Genomic DNA, 16,147 nt, shown 5'->3' with positions numbered 1-16,147 from the left:
AAGAATTAAAACAAAACTAAAAGGATTGTCCCCTGTGCAATACAGAGTTCAATCCTTAGTAGCTGCTTAATATATTTGTCTAATTTTTTGGGTTCAGTTCAAGGTGGAGGTCTTCTTGATTTATTATTTAATATTTTGAACTTATATGAACTGAAGTAGAAGAGTATGATAAGCAATTTCAGGGAACGAGAATATAACCGAATATAAAATATTACTAAACGTATATAACTAATGAATACAATGTCTTTTTCAGTTATTAAGTTGTAAATCATTTTATGATAAAATCTTTTACATAATTTAATAAAGGGGTAGTATTTAATGGGTTATTTCTCAAATGGTTTATTAGTTTTGTTTGTGCTTATCGTATGTAGTTGTATAATTTTTGGTTGATAATATAATGAGAGTCTTATATAAAAGAAGTTATCTCGCTTGAGATAACTTCTTTTTATTTTATATTGAGAAGGAATTCTATCTTTCTTATTGAAGTTTGTTCTAGTTATTTTTACATCGATCAGATTTGTGTAAAGGGAATTTTATGAAATATAAACAAGCCAGAGAATAGGGAGTGTTTACATGGAAAATAGTATACGCTACACAAGTGAACACCCTACAGATTTTAATGGATTATTATCCTTATACGAATCTTTAGGATGGAATTCTCTTAAATTAACGGTTAACGAGTTAGAACGAATGTGTAAGCAAAGTTGGTATGCAATTTATGTTTTTGATGATAAGAGGTTAGTAGGGATGTGGCGTGCCATATCAGATGGAGTCATAACAGGCATTATTTGTGGAGTTGGTGTATTGCCAAAATATCAGTCTAGTGGCATCGGAAAAGAAATAGTGAAACGATTAATCCAGCACTGTGAACAAAACAAGGTTATTCCACAACTTATGTGTGTAGAAAAATTGCAATCTTACTATGAATCTATAGGCTTTGAAGCATTCTCTATTGGGATGACAAAACATATTATAAGATAGAGGTGCTTTATCCTGCTATTTGTCGGGTAGTAAAACCCCACGGATTAAAGTTTCACTTTATATTTTCAGTTTACTTGTACATATTTTCAAACTTCAACATAAAGGAGAATGGCTGTATGGAGATTGCTAAAGGAGTAGAAATGTTACAACTTGAATTTCAAGAATTTGTTATTCATCCAATTCTTTTATGGAATGATGAAATGGCAGTATTAATAGATACGGGTTTCCCAGGACAAATTGAAGATATACAAGTAGAGATGGAAAAGGTTGGGGTATCATTTGATAAGTTAAAAGTCGTGATTTTGACGCATCAGGATATTGATCATATAGGTAGTCTGCCAGAATTGTTGCAGCGCTGTCGAAGTAATATTAAAGTTTATGCGCACGAACTAGATAAGCCATATATCGAGGGGGATTTACCTTTATTGAAGGACGGAAATGTAGAGAACCGCCCAAAAGGAAAAGTGAGTGATACTGTGATTGACGGGCAAGAACTTCCGTATTGTGGTGGAATACTAATTCTTCATACTCCAGGGCATACTCCGGGTCATATTAGTTTATATTTGAAACAAAGCAAAATTCTTATTGCAGGAGACTCTATGTATAGTGTGAATGGGATGTTAGGAGGAATTCACGCCCCAACAACTATAAATATTAAGGAAGCACAGCAGTCTTTGAAGAAGTATTTAAATTTACATATTGAATCTGTAGTTTGTTACCATGGGGGATTTAGTAAGGGGAATATAAATGTTCAACTTCAAAATTTGTAAAAGTTAAAGTGAAATTTTTTGTTAAACAGCATTGAAGTATAATCTGATTATTAGTATATAAATAAATTATAAAAGAGCATGTTTGAAAAAAATCAAACATGCTCTTTTATTAAAGCAAATCAGTTTAATATGAATGACCTAATCCGTTCCAATAAAAAGAAACGATTTCTTGTGATAATTCATCTATATTTGCAAGAATAGGATTGTGATTTTCATCTTTAAAATTCCCAATTGATAATAAAGATACGAAAGCATGAGCCGCAAATTTAGCGTTTCCTTTTGGGATTTCTCCGATGTGCATCGCATTATCGAGTGCTTTTTCTAGTACTTCATACATATTATCTTCAGCATTTTTTAATTCTTTCAATTGTTCTTCAGATAACGACAGTTTTGCATCTTTCATAAAATTTTTCATATCAATATCCATCGTTGCGTGTAAGTAAACTTTAGCGAAGTCTAATAATCTTTCTTCTAACGTTTTGTTTGTAGAGAGTATTTGAGACATATTCTCACGTATACGTACCATCATTTCGATCATAGTAGCAGTAAATAAATCGGCTTTTGTTGAATAGTAATAGTAGACAGTTGCTTTCGTAACACCACAAACTTTTGCGACCTCATCCATAGAAACGACTTGATAATTTTGTGTAAGAAATAAGCGGGTTGCTACTTCTAAAATGGTTTCTTTTGTAGATTTTGTATTTTTATTTTGACGCGGCCTTCCGATAGGACGTTGTTTTTGTTCCAAATACATTCGCTCCTGACATTTATGATTGAGATAATTATAACATAATTTTCAATCATTCTTGATTAATTAACCGACCAGTATATATAATTAATAATGGAGGAAAAAAGGAAGGTGGGTTTTTATGAAAAAGCACCCGTTACATATGTTAGGGAGGCTTGTGGCAGGGAAAAATACGCAATGGATCACTTTATCGGTGTGGATTCTTATTACATTATTACTTTCATTTACGTTACCACAAGTAAACAGTACGAAAGAACCGAATCCGAAAAATTTACCTGAAACAGCTATGTCACAGCAAGCGGAAGCGCTTATAAAAAAAGAGTTTCCGAATAATGCAGGGAATCCGTTGTTAGTAGTATGGTATAGAGATGGTGGATTACAGTCACAGGATTATAAACTCATACAAGATGTTTATAAGGAGTTAAAAGCTAGTCCTTTAAAAGAACAATCAACGTTACCACCATTTGATACAATCCCAGAGCAAGTATTATCAAAAAGTGCGTCAAAAGATGGTACATCATTTGTTACACCGGTATTTTTTAATAAATCTGCTGGTACGGATATATTAAAAGGAAATCTTGAAGAGTTTAGAAAAATAGTGAATAGTAAGGTGGATGAAGATCCATTTAAACAAAAAATAAGTGAATCTGGTTTACATGTTCGATTATCAGGACCTGTAGGTATTCAAACGGATGCAGTTAGTTTATTTAGTCAAGCAGATGTGAAATTGTTAGTGGCTACTGTACTACTAGTGTTAGTTTTGTTAATTTTACTGTATCGTTCACCAATTTTAGCGATTTTACCTATACTTGTTGTTGGCTTTGCATACGGTATTATTAGTCCTACACTCGGTTTTTTAGCTGATCACGGATGGATTAAAGTAGATGCCCAAGCGATATCAATTATGACAGTATTATTGTTTGGCGCTGGAACGGACTATTGTCTATTTTTAATTTCGAGATATAGAGAGTACTTGTTAGAAGAAGAAAGTAAATATAAAGCATTGCAACTTGCGATTAAAGCATCTGGCGGTGCAATAATAATGAGTGCGTTAACTGTTGTACTTGGATTAGGAACATTACTACTTGCTCATTATGGTGCCTTTCATCGATTTGCAGTACCATTTAGTGTTGCTGTATTTATAATGGGAATCGCGGCTTTAACGATTTTACCAGCACTATTATTAATTTTCGGTAGAATTGCATTTTTCCCGTTTATACCGAGAACAACTTCAATGAATGGGGAGTTTGCAAGAAAGAAAAAGAGGGCTGTAAAAGTTAAAAAATCAAAAGGCTCCTTTAGTAAAAAACTTGGAGATGTAGTAGTACGAAGACCATGGACAATAATTATGCTAACTGTGTTTGTATTAGGTGGATTGGCTTCGTTCGTACCACGTATTCAATACACATATGACTTATTAGAATCGTTTCCAAAGGATATGCCTTCTCGCGAAGGGTTTACGTTAATTAGTGATCATTTCTCGGCTGGTGAACTAGCACCAGTAAAAGTGGTTGTTGATACGAAAGGAAAAGAGCTTCCTATTAAACAAGAACTAGAGAAATTTTCTTTCATAAATACAGTGAAAGAGCCAAAAGAGGGAAAAGAAAATAAGCAAATACAAATGTATGAAGTTTCTTTAGCGGAAAATCCATACTCAATTGAAGCGTTAGATCAAATTCCTAAATTGAAAAGTAATGTAGAAAAAGTATTAAAAGATGCTGGGATTAGTAATGCTGAAGAGCAATTGTGGATTGGTGGAGAAACAGCTTCATTATATGATACAAAGCAAATTACTGAACGTGATGAATCAGTAATTATTCCAGTAATGATTAGCATTATCGCTTTACTATTACTTGTCTACTTACGATCGGTTGTTGCGATGATTTATTTAATTGTAACTGTCGTTTTATCATTCTTCTCAGCGTTAGGAGCAGGATGGATATTGCTTCATTACGGTATGGGAGCGCCGGCCATTCAAGGTGCAATACCGTTGTACGCATTCGTATTTTTAGTTGCTTTAGGTGAAGATTATAATATCTTTATGGTTTCAGAAATATGGAAAAACAGAAAGACACAAAATCACTTGGATGCAGTAAAAAATGGTGTAATACAAACAGGTAGTGTTATTACATCGGCAGGTTTAATTTTAGCAGGAACTTTTGCAGTGTTAGGTACACTTCCAATTCAAGTATTAGTTCAATTTGGTATTGTAACTGCAATTGGCGTATTACTAGATACGTTTATCGTAAGACCGTTACTTGTACCCGCAATTACAGTTGTGTTAGGCCGATTTGCTTTTTGGCCAGGTAAACTTTCAAGAAAGAGTGAAGAAATACAAAAGGTGGATGCATAGTTAAAAAAGCCAAGGGTATTTTCCTTGGCTTTTTTCAATGTAGTTAATTAATTTTTTGAAGTCAAATCATCAGCTGCAGCGTGATCAGCATCTTCAATTGTTGTTTCGGGCATTCCGTATAAGCCGTTCATTGCTTGTTCTTCAATAGTAAGGTTTGCAGTATTATTATTTTGAATAGATGTAGTATTTTCAGTAACATTTTCTTTTTTATTCATATTTTTGTTATTCATGTATGTATCCTCCAAATTTCATTTGATTTATCTATAGTATGTGGATGGATTTCAAGAAATATGTGAATTGATTCTTACATATGTTATATAATTAAATAAATAATTAGGGTGAAATGTAAACTGTTAGGAGTGAACAATTATGGTGAAAGCAAGGGAAATAGCCTTCTAAAATAAAAAGAAAATTTTAGGAGGCTATTAGAATGAAGTTTCATGTAATTGATAGAGAAGATTGGAATAGAGAGCAGTATTTTGAGCATTATTTAAAGTTGAAATGTACATTTAGTATGACTGTTAATGTTGATATCACGATGTTATTAGAGGAAGTATATCAAAAGGGAATAAAATTTTATCCCGTTTTTATATATTTAATTTCTAGAGTAGTAAATAATCATAAAAAATTTCGAACATGTTTTAACGATGAAGGAGTTTTAGGCTATTGGGAGGAAATGATACCGAGTTATACAATCTTTCATAAAGATGATAAGTCTTTTTCAAGTATATGGACGGATTATTCAAGTGATTTCCGCACTTTCTATAAAAATTATGAAGACGATATGAGATGCTATGCTAGTGTTCATGGTCTTTTCACGAAAGAAAATATTCCTCCTAATGTATTTCCGATTTCTAGCATACCTTGGACTAGTTTTACTGGATTTAATCTTAATATTAATAATGATGAAAATTTTCTATTGCCAATTATAACTTGTGGGAAATATTTTAACGAAGGAAATAAGGTTATGCTACCAGTTTCATTGCAAGTACATCATTCGGTTTGTGATGGATATGATGCGAGTCAATTTATAGAAGATTTACAGCAGTTAAGTAACACTTGCAACGATTGGCTTAAGTAATATCTAATTTTTAATTATATAAAGTGAAACTTTAATCAGTGGGGTGTCAGCCCCCGCTGATTATTAGCCCGACCCCCACCTAACTTCTTTGCTTTCGCTGAATTTTGAGATGGGGGTCTTACTGCCCGGCAAATAGCGGAATAAAATTGAAAATGAATAAAAGAAGAGACCATGTTGATATTACATGGTCTCTTCTTTTATTCATTAATACTAAGTAATTGTGGAAAATATAGGATGATTTGTAGTTTAATAGTAAAGAGAGTGATTAGTATTAATTTTCTTTGTTTTTAAAATTTTAAGTATGTAAATGTTTAACAGGGGGGAATAAAGTGAAATTCGTAAGCATTGAAAAAGATGAAATCTTAATTGAGGATATGGCAAAATTGTATTGTAAAGTATTTGAGAAAATAAATTTCAATGAAATGATCGAGCGAATGAATAGGCATATAGAATATACAGGTTTTAAAGGTATAGTAGCAATAAATGATGAAAATGAAGTAGTTGGCTTTACTTATGGTTATCGCTCAATCGAGGGACAGTACTATAATCAATTAATGAGAGAAGCATTACATCTAGAGCAAGTAGACGAATGGTTGCAAGATTGTTTTGAATTTGTAGAGTTAGCAGTTCACCCACAATATCAAAATAAAGGTCTTGGAACGAAATTACATAATGAATTACTAGAAGGGCTTTCAAATAGAACGAGTGTTTTAACAACACAAATAAACAATGAAAAAGCACGTTCGTTATATGAAAGATTAGATTGGGTAAATGTTTTAGAGCCATTTCATCCAAGTAAAAATGATGTTCCATATGTAATAATGGGAAAAGTATTAAAAATAAAAGTGAATTGATAATTATGGCATTCACAAAATGGTTGGTTTGTAATAATGAAGGGGAAAACGAAAATGACGAGAATATCTATAGAAAAAGCTACAATTTTAGATGCTGAGAAATTAACAGAAATAATGAAAAGAACATTTGATGCAGAAGCAAAACAATGGCTATACGGCCAAGATGATGTCATTGATTATAACATTCAACCGCCAGGGTACTCTTCAGTTGAAATGATGGAATATTCCATTGAAGAATTGGATTCTTTCAAAGTTGTAATGGATAAAGAAATAATTGGAGGGATAATAGTTACGATTTCTGGTAAGTCGTACGGTCGAATTGATCGTATTTTTGTAGATCCTGTTTATCAAGGAAAAGGAATTGGATCACATGTTATGAAATTAATAGAAAAGGAATATCCAAACATAAAGATTTGGGATCTCGAAACATCTAGTAGACAAATTAATAATCATCACTTTTATAAAAAGATGGGCTACCAAATGATTTTTGAATCGGAAGATGAGTATTGTTACGTGAAAAGAATAAAAACAAGCTCAAACAAAGAGAGTGTAGTTACAAATAAAGATATGAAAAATAGTCAATACGAAAACTGTAATTTAGCGAATACAGGGTATTATCAAGTGAATTTAAAAAACAGTTCATTTGTTGGTAGCAATATAATAAATATGAATATGAGTAATTGTAATGTAAGTCAATCAAAGTTTAGAAATATAAATTTTAGATGGTCATCATATGCAGATTTAAATCTTTCTGGCAGTAAATTTAATTTGGTGACTTTAGGTGGAGTGCAATTTAAAAATACAAGTCTCGGAGATGAGAAGGAACCTATTGTATTCGATAAATGTGATTTGGAAGGCAGCACTATAAGTAATAGTAATCTGAAAAATATTGAAATAGAAAATTGTAATATAGTCGGCATGAAACTAAATGGTATTCCAATTGAAAATTTGCTTAATTTATATAACGAGGCGAAAAGTTAACCAAATCCATATAGTTGTTAATCTTTTTGGAAATTAAGTATTATATCGAAATAATTATGTAAAAATGACATAAAGAAATACGAGTGAGAAGGTCATTCATACACGTTTCTAGAATACACACAAACAAATATATTGTTATTTATATGGAGGAGAGAAAGATGGGGATCAACGTTAGAGCAGTAGAAATACAAGATGCTAGAGCAATTCATCGTATATGTATACAGGATGACGTTTTACCGTATATGGTTTTCTTACCTAGCATGCGTGTAGAAGCTATGGAAAATAGAATTCGAAATTTAGCACCAAATCAATTTGAATTTGTTGCAGAATATGATGGAGAAGTTGTTGGATTTGTAGGTTTAACACAAAGTCCGGGCCGAAGATCTCATTCAGGCGATTTATTCATTGGGGTAGACAGTGAATATCATAATAAAGGAATTGGGAAAGCACTTCTTATGAAGATGCTTGATCTGGCTGATAATTGGTTAATGTTAGAGAGAGTAGAACTAGGTGTGTTAGAAACGAATCCAAAAGCAAAAGCTTTATATGAAAAATTTGGATTTGTAGAAGAGGGAGTAAAGATAGGGAATTTGAAAGCTCACGGAAAGTTTATTAATGAAATTATGATGAGTCGTTTTAGACCGAATGGTTTAATTGTACATAATGAATAGTTAAAAGCATGACAGTATACTGTCATGCTTTTTCATTAGAATTTGGCTGTAATAAAAATAATACTAAACCAATAAAAATAACGGTAATTCCTAGTCCTTGTTGTAAAGAAATAGTCTCATGTAATATAAAGTACGCTAGCATACAAGTGCCAATTGTTTCACCTAAAATACTCATTGAAATTACAGTAGCACTCATCCATTTTAATAACCAATTAAAAATGGTTTGTCCTAAAATTGTAGCAATGAAAGCTAATCCAATAAAGCACAACCAAGTTTGTGTAGAGTAATGGATGAAAGATTCTTGTTGCATGAAAGCAAATATGCTAAGAAAGCCAGCACTACTTCCATAACTAATTACCGAATATGGTATAAGTGACAAATCTTTACGAACGTGTTGGCTAATGAAAAAATAAGCAGTAATGATACCGGCAGCGATAAATGCTAAAATATCTCCATATAAAGCTTCTCCACTAATTTTGAAATCTTGCCAGCCAATGATGATACTACCTGAAATAGCGATGAGGCAACCAATAACCGCTCCTTTCGTAAATCTCTCCTTAAATAAAAAATAACCACCAATCATTGAGAACAAAGGTTGTAACGTTACGATAACTGTAGAGCTTGCTACAGAAGTATATTGTAATGATTCAAACCATAGTACATAATGTGCAGCTAAAAATAGCCCAGATGTGAATCCGAATGTCCATTGTTTTTTCGTTAAAGTTTTTAGCTCATTTCGACTATTTTTATTAAATAGTAATAACGGTAACAGGATCAGTGTGGCAAAGAATAATCGGTAAAAAGCAATGATTGTCGCAGGAGCATCTGCCAATTTTACAAAAATTGCTGAAGTTGATAAGGCGAATACACCAAAAAATAAGATGAAATATGAAAGAATAGGTGATTTCAAAGTTTGTCCCTCCGATAGAATGTTTATTATAATAAACTTAATGCGATATAATGTACAAAAGTAAGTATATAAGTCCCGGAGATAATAGGAAAGGATTATTTGCCTTTGTTTAGTATGTCAGCACAAAGACAATGAAATATGCATTATGATGGACGAAAGGAAGTTTTACTATGATACATGATAGGCTTGGACAAACAGTATTAAGTTATCGTAAGAAAAATAATATGACAATTCGTGAATTTGCTGATTATGCAGGGATTAGTACATCACTAATTAGCCAAATTGAAAGAGGACATGCTAATCCTTCTTTAAATGTTTTGGAGTTAATTGCAAAAGCATTAAATGTACCGCTGTTTACACTTTTTATTAATGATATCGATACAGATTCGCTCATTTCTAAGAAAAAAGATCGAAAAAAAGTATATCGGGAAAACAATGATCACATTGTATATGATGTATTAACACCTGATTTTATGAAAGCACGTATTGAAATGTTAATGATGGATTTAAATAAACAAGCAAACACAACAGAAAGTCATTATTCCCATGAAGATAAGGAAGAGATTGCTGTTATTATGAAAGGGGTAGTGTACGTAGAATTGGAGGGAAAAGAATATTTTTTAGAAGAAGGCGATGTTGTACGTATTCCACCAAATGTGAAGCATCGATTTTTGAATAAAAGTGATGAATCGAATCACATTTTATTTGTACTGACACCATCTTTAGGATGAAAATATAGTGATTTTAACTAGAGGAGAAAGAAAATGGAAAACAAAAGTATTTTAAAAGGCGGCCTTTCAATTATTTCTCAATGTAAAAAAGAAACAAATGATATTTGGCATGCGCATTTTGGAGCAGCTGCAATTGCCAGTTATTTTAATCATATAAAGAGAGCTCCAAATTATAAAGATATAACATTAGAAAAATTATTCATTCTTAATGAACGTCAATAATCTGTAAAAGAAAGCTTAATCTAGTTTCTTTTTTTGTTAGTAGTATATTATTTTTTCAAATATGTAAGATTTTACATGCGTATTTTACTTTTACTAATTATGTAAGTAGGCTATACTGAAATACATACATTTTATTTTTGGAGAGATGTAAAACGACATGGAACTAGCGAAATTGGAAAAAGTAATTGAAATAAAAAAAGAAGAACTTTTATATTTAGTATCGGATTATGGAATTCAACATGAAAAAGTATTGGCATTGAGTCAAGAACTAGACAAATTAATCAATTACTTTATGTTTTTAAAATAAAGAGAACTATGACGTGGTTTGTATATGTTATAGTTCTTTTTTATTAGGTAATTTGAAAATATATTCAAATATATTGTCTAATTTCTTACAGAATGCGCAACTTGCTAGTCGAATATAAGGACTTTTGGTTATAATAAAAAGGAATTATTAATTGTATCGGTTAGGAGCGCAGCACATATGAAAACAGTTGTTGTTATCGGTGGAGGTATAACGGGACTTTCTACTATGTTTTATTTAGAAAAATTAAAAAAGGATTATAATATCGATTTAAATTTTATTCTTATTGAGAAAGAAGAGTATTTAGGTGGTAAAATCCATAGTGTGGAAGAAAAGGATTTCATTATGGAGTCAGGAGCGGATTCAATCGTTGCTCGTAATGAATATGTTATGCCACTTGTAAAAGATTTAAATTTAGAAGATGAAATGGTATATAATGAAACGGGTATTTCTTACATATATTCTGAAAACATGTTACATCCGATTCCTTCTGATACTATATTTGGGATACCGATGAGCGCCCAGTCTTTGTTTAGCAGTACGCTAGTCTCAACGAAAGGGAAAATCGTAGCTTTAAAAGATTTCATAACGAAAAATAAAGAGTTTACGGAAGATACATCACTTGCTCTATTTTTAGAAAGTTTCTTAGGGAAAGAGTTAGTGGAAAGACAAATTGCTCCTGTACTTTCAGGCGTATATTCTGGTAAGTTGAATGAGCTTACAATGGCATCTACATTACCGTATTTACTGGATTATAAAAATAAGTATGGAAGTATTATTAAAGGTTTTGAAGAGAATAAAAAACAATTTCAATCAGCAGGAAATAAAAAATTCGTATCATTTAAAGGTGGACTATCTACGATAATTAATCGCTTAGAAGAAGTGCTCACTGAAACTGTCGTAAAAAAAGGTGCTATAACGACGGCTGTAAGTAAACAAGAAGATCGATATGAGATTTCTTTTGTAAATCATGAAACAATACAAGCTGATTATGTTGTTTTAGCAGCTCCGCATGATATAGCACAAACTTTATTACAGTCTAATGAGTTAAATGAGCAGTTTAATACATTTAAAAACTCATCTCTTATAAGTATTTACTTAGGATTTGACATACTAGATGAACAACTACCAGCTGACGGCACAGGGTTTATTGTAACGGAAAACAGTGATTTACATTGTGATGCTTGTACATGGACAAGTCGAAAGTGGAAACATACATCGGGTAAACAAAAATTATTAGTAAGAATGTTTTATAAGAGCACCAATCCGGTATATGAAACAATCAAAAATTATAGTGAAGAAGAATTAGTACGAGTAGCTTTATATGATATTGAAAAGAGTCTCGGAATTAAAGGTGAGCCAGAAGTAGTCGAAGTTACAAATTGGAAAGATTTAATGCCGAAATATCATTTAGAACATAATCAAGCGGTTCAAGCATTGCAAGAAAAAATGACGAATCTTTATCCAAATGTATATTTAGCTGGTGCCTCATATTATGGTGTCGGAATTGGTGCGTGTATTGGAAATGGAAAGAATATAGCCAATGAAATAATGGCTACATTAAATAAATAATACTGTAGAATAAATAAAAACTGTTCCTTCAGCAAAATGGAGGAACAGTTTTTATTTATTTTATTTGAATGGAAATTGTATTGTTTTTTACATTGTTTTCTTTTATTGTTAATGTTATTTCTCCAGACTCTTTAAATGAATACGGTGATAGTTGATAAATATCTTTTATATCATGTTTTTCTTGTAATTTATTTACCGGTATTGATACGATATTTGGCTTCCATGTTTCTTGTTTTCCTGAAGGATATTCTATAAGTATTACCGGATTTTTTAACTGTATTGTTTTCCAAGAGACGAAATATAGTTGTACTTCTGTATCTTTTTTTAATAATTCTTCGGAGAAATAACCGAATTCGCCTACATTACCGAAAACAGTATAGTTTTGATTTTTTAATTTAATATCTAAATAACTAGGTTGATATGTTACCGCATGATAAGTTCCATATGAAAGTGAGAGTATGGCAGCGATTAAAATACCGATTGAAAATGTCCTAAAGCTATTACCTTTAAAGCTAGTCATCATGAATGAGTTTGGTGTGAATTTTTTTGCGAATAAAAAAATAAGTAATATGAGTAAGAGGGATAAGCCGATGAATATATACATAGGAAATCTTCACCTCCACAATAAAATAATATATTAACTATATTTTACCATAAATGTATGGGGTAGGTTGGTTGTTTAGAAGGAGAAAATGAAGAAACAATTTCTTTACAGTTCTTGATAATTTAAAATTCGATTTATGGAAATTATAGCGTCATGTTTGAGGTGCAATCAGAAGGTATCTAATTCGTGTATATAGAATTAAGAGAGAATGTGCCATTAGAAATGTTTGATTTATGGAACAATAAGGACTTTACTAATTATACATATTTTTTCTGATATAATGAATGAGTAGAGAGAAAGGAGTGATCCTATGGCATTTCCTATACTAGAAACAGAACGCTTACGTTTAGTTGAAATAGAACAATCTTATTGTCAAAAAATATATGAAATCTTTTCATTGGATGAAGTGACGTGTTACTACGGTATGAATTCTTTTACGGAGTTTGGACAAGCTTCACGTATGATCGAATCTTTTTCAAAAAATTACTTTGAGAAAAAGGCAATACGATGGGGAATTGTGTTAAAAGAAACGAACGTTTTAATAGGAACAATTGGACTAAACAATTTACAATTATGGAGTAAACGATCTGAGATTGGATATGATCTGCATCCTCGCTATTGGGGAAATGGTTATGCTTCAGAAGCAGCTGGAGAAATTATTAATTATGGATTTAAAGATTTAGGTTTGTTTAGAATTGGAGCTATTACATATCCTGAAAATGTTACTTCTTGTAGAATGTTATCTAAAATTGGCTTCCAAAAGGAAGGGCTATTGCGCGGATATATTCATCAAGGAAATAAGCAACACGATGCATTATTGTATTCTATAGTGCGAACTGATGTTGAGGACATAAATTTATAATAAAAAAAACCTCTTAATTAAAAGAGGTTTTTTTTATTATAAATTAACCTAATTTAGGTAATAAACGTTCTCCGCTTTTCATGCTACTTTTACATAAAGGGCATTTAGGCTCTTCTTCAAATGAAAAGTTCTTTCTCATCCATCCTAAACAATCCTCTGATTCACATTCCCAAACAGGGGTTTGTTCTGGTGGTACTTCTGCTACATCGTTCTTTCGATTGCGATACATGTAACCACTCCTTTTATGTAAAAAATTTTAGTTATATATTAAAAAGGTTGTTAACCTTGCTGGTAACAACCTTTTTATTGTTTGAATTATAGCTTTACAACGTTTTTAGCTTGAGGTCCGCGGTTACCTTCTTCAACTTCAAAGCTAACTTCTTGACCTTCGTCAAGAGACTTGAAGCCGTCGCCAGTGATAGCTGAGAAGTGAACGAATACATCGTTACCGTCTGCAACTTCGATGAAACCGAAACCTTTTTCGCTGTTAAACCATTTTACTTTACCTGTTAATGTCATGGTAATGCCTCCTAAAAGTAGAAAAATTACAATATGATCGGCCTTATTTGAATGAAAATAAAATTTCACATATTATCAAAAACCCATAAGGAGTACAAACTGTCCCCGATTGATACTTGATAATATGCAAAGAAAATATAGTGTTAAATTGACCTTAATTACTATCTTACAACAAATGGTGGGAAATAGCAAGTGCTGGTAATACCACTGAGTAATCTGGGTGATAATAGTAAAGGCACAAAGGCACCTCTTTTATTTATATATTATTCCTAATTGGGATTTATGCAAAATCATGTAAGAAAAACTTAGAGTAAATATTAATAATATATTTTTCGTGGTAAAATATGGTTGGTTACTGTTGGTAGTTAAATATTATAAAAGGAGAAAAGAAAGTGAAAAATAATTCATTTATAATAATTGAAGCAGCAAAAGCAGGGAGAAAAAAGGTCCATCCAGTCTTTGCTGTAATATTAGCCATTATATTTTTGACTTTAGGCGAACTTTTTATGTTATTTATGTTATTTTTACCGAAAGCTGAAACGATATTCATGAAAGGTATTTATGACAATGTTAGAATGGTGTTAACGTTTGGCGGAGCTATATTTATTTTATTTATATGGGTTCGTTTTGTAGAAAAAAGACCTTTTTCATCCATTGGCTTTTGGAAAGAGAAATGGATGAGAAAGTATTTAAAAGGTGCGTTAATAGGGTTTTTATTTATTTCAACGCCAGTTATTCTACTATTATTAATGGGGAGTGTGAAATTGCAAGTACAACATATTACCTCAACAGTGATAGTAGGAATAGTAGGATCTCTAGTTGCATTTTTAATACAAGGGGCAGCGGAAGAAATTATTGTACGAGGTTGGTTATTCCCGGTTCTTTCTGTTAGAAGTCGTATATGGGTTGGAATAATTGTAACTTCATTTTTATTTGGATTTCTTCATCTACTTAATCCAGGAATTACAATATTATCTATATCGAATATAATATTAGTGGGTGTTTTCGCAGCTTTATATGTATTGAAAGAAGACGGTCTGTGGGGAATATGTGCATGGCACTCAATTTGGAACTGGGCTCAATATAATGTATATGGTTTTGCAGTTAGTGGCACAACTGTATATTCTACTCCAATTTTTAAGTCTATAACAAATGGACCAGAAACATTGCATGGAGGCACGTTCGGAATTGAAGGTAGTATCATTACAACAATCATGCTCACTGTCGCTTCAATTGTTTTATGGAGAAAGTTATGGGGAAGAAAAGCGAAACAACGAAATTTTAGTTAATGAAAGAGGGAGAAACTATGGGGATAATAGCATTTGAGGGAGCAAGCGCTGTTGGTAAAAGTACCACGTGCCGTGAATTAGAAAAGAATTATGGTGCTTATATAATACCTGAAGTGAATTCTTTATTTGAAAGGCCAAAAAATGAACATAGAACATGGTATTTTGAAAAACAAGTTGAGCGCTGGAATATAGCTGTTCAGAAGTCAAAGCAATATGGATTAGTAATACTCGATGGCGATATTTATCAGCCACTTAGTTATAATTGGTGTTTTCATTTTGATATATTTAATCAGCCATTATCTTTAATAGAAAATTTTTATAAAGAAAAGATGATAAATAGGGAAATTGGCTTTCCGGATCAATATTTTTATTTATATACGAACGATGAAGAACTTAGAAAGCGGAAAGTATCTGATGAGACGAAAAGAAGAAGAAACTTTGAAAAACATTTACATATATCAAAATCGTTTCAGCGTTATTATGAAAATTTAAATACTGTTACAGATGGGTATTGTAAATTAATTGAGGCAAAAAGTGTAAGAAATAATGAATTAGAAATAGTGAGAAACTCACAAAATTTGAACGTGTGTGAAGAAAGACGTTTTGATGTTTCGAAGTTAGATGCTATTACGAAGTGGTTAAAAGAAAATCGTGCATAAAGTAAAAACAACGAGTGTTGTAGAACGCGCTCGTTG

General features: G+C 31.7%; 20 protein-coding genes. 14 read left to right on the top strand and 6 right to left on the bottom strand.

The features are described from left to right. Positions 1 to 573 precede the first annotated feature (573 nt). Entirely contained in the window at positions 574 to 981 is a 408-nt protein-coding gene (locus tag ES895_RS14480) for a GNAT family N-acetyltransferase (RefSeq protein ID WP_135238439.1), read from the top strand. Positions 982 to 1,097: 116 nt separating this feature from the next. Beyond that, positions 1,098 to 1,751, top strand: a complete 654-nt coding sequence (locus ES895_RS14475; protein WP_135238438.1) for an MBL fold metallo-hydrolase — start codon at positions 1,098 to 1,100, stop codon at positions 1,749 to 1,751. 124 nt (positions 1,752 to 1,875) lie between these two features. On the opposite strand, the gene ES895_RS14470 is transcribed toward ES895_RS14475, so the two are convergent. Then, on the bottom strand, positions 1,876 to 2,499 hold the full coding sequence (locus ES895_RS14470) for a TetR/AcrR family transcriptional regulator (protein ID WP_000435996.1): 624 nt from the start codon (positions 2,497 to 2,499) through the stop codon (positions 1,876 to 1,878). A gap of 121 nt (positions 2,500 to 2,620) precedes the next feature. Between ES895_RS14470 and ES895_RS14465 the strand changes: the two genes are divergently transcribed. Continuing rightward, positions 2,621 to 4,852 carry an MMPL family transporter gene (locus ES895_RS14465; RefSeq protein WP_135238437.1) on the top strand — a complete coding sequence of 744 codons (2,232 nt, stop codon included), beginning with the start codon at positions 2,621 to 2,623 and terminating at the stop codon, positions 4,850 to 4,852. A 47-nt stretch (positions 4,853 to 4,899) separates the two neighbouring features. On the opposite strand, the gene ES895_RS14460 is transcribed toward ES895_RS14465, so the two are convergent. After that, positions 4,900 to 5,082, bottom strand: coding sequence for a DUF4021 domain-containing protein (locus tag ES895_RS14460; RefSeq protein WP_001060657.1), 183 nt, complete (start codon positions 5,080 to 5,082; stop codon positions 4,900 to 4,902). Positions 5,083 to 5,282: 200 nt separating this feature from the next. On the opposite strand from ES895_RS14460, the gene catA reads away from it, so the two are divergent. From catA to ES895_RS14440, 4 genes are all read left to right on the top strand, one after another. Then, positions 5,283 to 5,933: a type A chloramphenicol O-acetyltransferase gene (gene catA, locus ES895_RS14455; protein WP_000668532.1), complete on the top strand. Its 651-nt coding sequence runs from the start codon at positions 5,283 to 5,285 to the stop codon at positions 5,931 to 5,933. 329 nt (positions 5,934 to 6,262) lie between these two features. Continuing rightward, positions 6,263 to 6,787: a GNAT family N-acetyltransferase gene (locus ES895_RS14450; protein WP_000673961.1), complete on the top strand. Its 525-nt coding sequence runs from the start codon at positions 6,263 to 6,265 to the stop codon at positions 6,785 to 6,787. Positions 6,788 to 6,823: 36 nt separating this feature from the next. After that, the gene (locus tag ES895_RS14445) at positions 6,824 to 7,768 is read left to right on the top strand and encodes a GNAT family N-acetyltransferase (RefSeq protein ID WP_002061342.1); all 945 of its coding nucleotides are present in this window, start codon (positions 6,824 to 6,826) and stop codon (positions 7,766 to 7,768) included. 158 nt (positions 7,769 to 7,926) lie between these two features. Continuing rightward, positions 7,927 to 8,439, top strand: coding sequence for a GNAT family N-acetyltransferase (locus ES895_RS14440; protein ID WP_000512617.1), 513 nt, complete (start codon positions 7,927 to 7,929; stop codon positions 8,437 to 8,439). 22 nt (positions 8,440 to 8,461) lie between these two features. Here ES895_RS14440 and ES895_RS14435 read toward each other — a convergent pair whose 3' ends face one another. After that, positions 8,462 to 9,349, bottom strand: a complete 888-nt coding sequence (locus ES895_RS14435) for a DMT family transporter (protein WP_000841812.1) — start codon at positions 9,347 to 9,349, stop codon at positions 8,462 to 8,464. A 170-nt stretch (positions 9,350 to 9,519) separates the two neighbouring features. On the opposite strand from ES895_RS14435, the gene ES895_RS14430 reads away from it, so the two are divergent. From ES895_RS14430 to ES895_RS14415, 4 genes are all read left to right on the top strand, one after another. Next, a complete protein-coding gene (locus ES895_RS14430) occupies positions 9,520 to 10,080 on the top strand; it encodes a helix-turn-helix domain-containing protein (protein WP_135238436.1) in 561 nt (186 codons plus the stop codon). Between the two features lie 33 nt (positions 10,081 to 10,113). After that, a complete protein-coding gene (locus ES895_RS14425; protein WP_058839124.1) occupies positions 10,114 to 10,302 on the top strand; it encodes a hypothetical protein in 189 nt (62 codons plus the stop codon). 157 nt (positions 10,303 to 10,459) lie between these two features. Next, entirely contained in the window at positions 10,460 to 10,609 is a 150-nt protein-coding gene (locus tag ES895_RS14420; protein ID WP_000417698.1) for an aspartyl-phosphate phosphatase Spo0E family protein, read from the top strand. A gap of 177 nt (positions 10,610 to 10,786) precedes the next feature. Beyond that, positions 10,787 to 12,178, top strand: coding sequence for a protoporphyrinogen oxidase (locus ES895_RS14415; protein WP_000860344.1), 1,392 nt, complete (start codon positions 10,787 to 10,789; stop codon positions 12,176 to 12,178). Positions 12,179 to 12,233: 55 nt separating this feature from the next. On the opposite strand, the gene ES895_RS14410 is transcribed toward ES895_RS14415, so the two are convergent. Then, the gene (locus tag ES895_RS14410) at positions 12,234 to 12,782 is read right to left on the bottom strand and encodes a hypothetical protein (RefSeq protein WP_000275250.1); all 549 of its coding nucleotides are present in this window, start codon (positions 12,780 to 12,782) and stop codon (positions 12,234 to 12,236) included. 310 nt (positions 12,783 to 13,092) lie between these two features. Between ES895_RS14410 and ES895_RS14405 the strand changes: the two genes are divergently transcribed. Then, positions 13,093 to 13,644, top strand: a complete 552-nt coding sequence (locus ES895_RS14405) for a GNAT family N-acetyltransferase (RefSeq protein WP_000885392.1) — start codon at positions 13,093 to 13,095, stop codon at positions 13,642 to 13,644. Between the two features lie 43 nt (positions 13,645 to 13,687). Here the strand turns inward: ES895_RS14405 and ES895_RS14400 are convergent, their stop codons facing one another. Both ES895_RS14400 and cspD read right to left on the bottom strand, forming a co-directional pair. Further along, complete coding sequence (locus tag ES895_RS14400) at positions 13,688 to 13,873, bottom strand: cold-shock protein (protein ID WP_000286203.1); 186 nt, start codon at positions 13,871 to 13,873, stop codon at positions 13,688 to 13,690. Positions 13,874 to 13,959: 86 nt separating this feature from the next. Then, positions 13,960 to 14,163: a cold-shock protein CspD gene (gene cspD / locus ES895_RS14395; protein ID WP_000176366.1), complete on the bottom strand. Its 204-nt coding sequence runs from the start codon at positions 14,161 to 14,163 to the stop codon at positions 13,960 to 13,962. A 392-nt stretch (positions 14,164 to 14,555) separates the two neighbouring features. Here cspD and ES895_RS14390 point away from each other — a divergent pair, with 392 nt between their 5' ends. Further along, entirely contained in the window at positions 14,556 to 15,452 is an 897-nt protein-coding gene (locus ES895_RS14390) for a CPBP family intramembrane glutamic endopeptidase (RefSeq protein ID WP_135238435.1), read from the top strand. Further along, positions 15,452 to 16,111, top strand: a complete 660-nt coding sequence (locus ES895_RS14385; RefSeq protein ID WP_135238434.1) for an AAA family ATPase — start codon at positions 15,452 to 15,454, stop codon at positions 16,109 to 16,111. The genes ES895_RS14390 and ES895_RS14385 overlap by 1 nt, the downstream gene beginning before the upstream one ends. Positions 16,112 to 16,147 lie beyond the last annotated feature (36 nt).

It is taken from the genome of Bacillus sp. 007/AIA-02/001 (genome assembly GCF_004634455.1).
Taxonomy (GTDB): domain Bacteria; phylum Bacillota; class Bacilli; order Bacillales; family Bacillaceae_G; genus Bacillus_A; species Bacillus_A cereus.
The sequence above is the reverse complement of the archived record's forward strand: the minus strand, read 5'-3'. Positions and strand labels throughout refer to the sequence as shown.

Bases quoted from the DNA above. Each gene is read 5' to 3' on its own strand.
- ES895_RS14480 (WP_135238439.1), top strand. From the start codon at position 574: ATGGAAAATAGTATACGCTACACAAGTGAACACCCTACAGATTTTAAT.
- ES895_RS14475 (WP_135238438.1), top strand. From the start codon at position 1,098: ATGGAGATTGCTAAAGGAGTAGAAATGTTACAACTTGAATTTCAAGAA.
- ES895_RS14465 (WP_135238437.1), top strand. From the start codon at position 2,621: ATGAAAAAGCACCCGTTACATATGTTAGGGAGGCTTGTGGCAGGGAAA.
- ES895_RS14460 (WP_001060657.1), bottom strand. From the start codon at position 5,082: ATGAATAACAAAAATATGAATAAAAAAGAAAATGTTACTGAAAATACT.
- catA (WP_000668532.1), top strand. From the start codon at position 5,283: ATGAAGTTTCATGTAATTGATAGAGAAGATTGGAATAGAGAGCAGTAT.
- ES895_RS14445 (WP_002061342.1), top strand. From the start codon at position 6,824: ATGAAGGGGAAAACGAAAATGACGAGAATATCTATAGAAAAAGCTACA.
- ES895_RS14440 (WP_000512617.1), top strand. From the start codon at position 7,927: ATGGGGATCAACGTTAGAGCAGTAGAAATACAAGATGCTAGAGCAATT.
- ES895_RS14430 (WP_135238436.1), top strand. From the start codon at position 9,520: ATGATACATGATAGGCTTGGACAAACAGTATTAAGTTATCGTAAGAAA.
- ES895_RS14425 (WP_058839124.1), top strand. From the start codon at position 10,114: ATGGAAAACAAAAGTATTTTAAAAGGCGGCCTTTCAATTATTTCTCAA.
- ES895_RS14420 (WP_000417698.1), top strand. From the start codon at position 10,460: ATGGAACTAGCGAAATTGGAAAAAGTAATTGAAATAAAAAAAGAAGAA.
- ES895_RS14415 (WP_000860344.1), top strand. From the start codon at position 10,787: ATGAAAACAGTTGTTGTTATCGGTGGAGGTATAACGGGACTTTCTACT.
- ES895_RS14410 (WP_000275250.1), bottom strand. From the start codon at position 12,782: ATGTATATATTCATCGGCTTATCCCTCTTACTCATATTACTTATTTTT.
- ES895_RS14405 (WP_000885392.1), top strand. From the start codon at position 13,093: ATGGCATTTCCTATACTAGAAACAGAACGCTTACGTTTAGTTGAAATA.
- ES895_RS14400 (WP_000286203.1), bottom strand. From the start codon at position 13,873: ATGTATCGCAATCGAAAGAACGATGTAGCAGAAGTACCACCAGAACAA.
- cspD (WP_000176366.1), bottom strand. From the start codon at position 14,163: ATGACATTAACAGGTAAAGTAAAATGGTTTAACAGCGAAAAAGGTTTC.
- ES895_RS14385 (WP_135238434.1), top strand. From the start codon at position 15,452: ATGAAAGAGGGAGAAACTATGGGGATAATAGCATTTGAGGGAGCAAGC.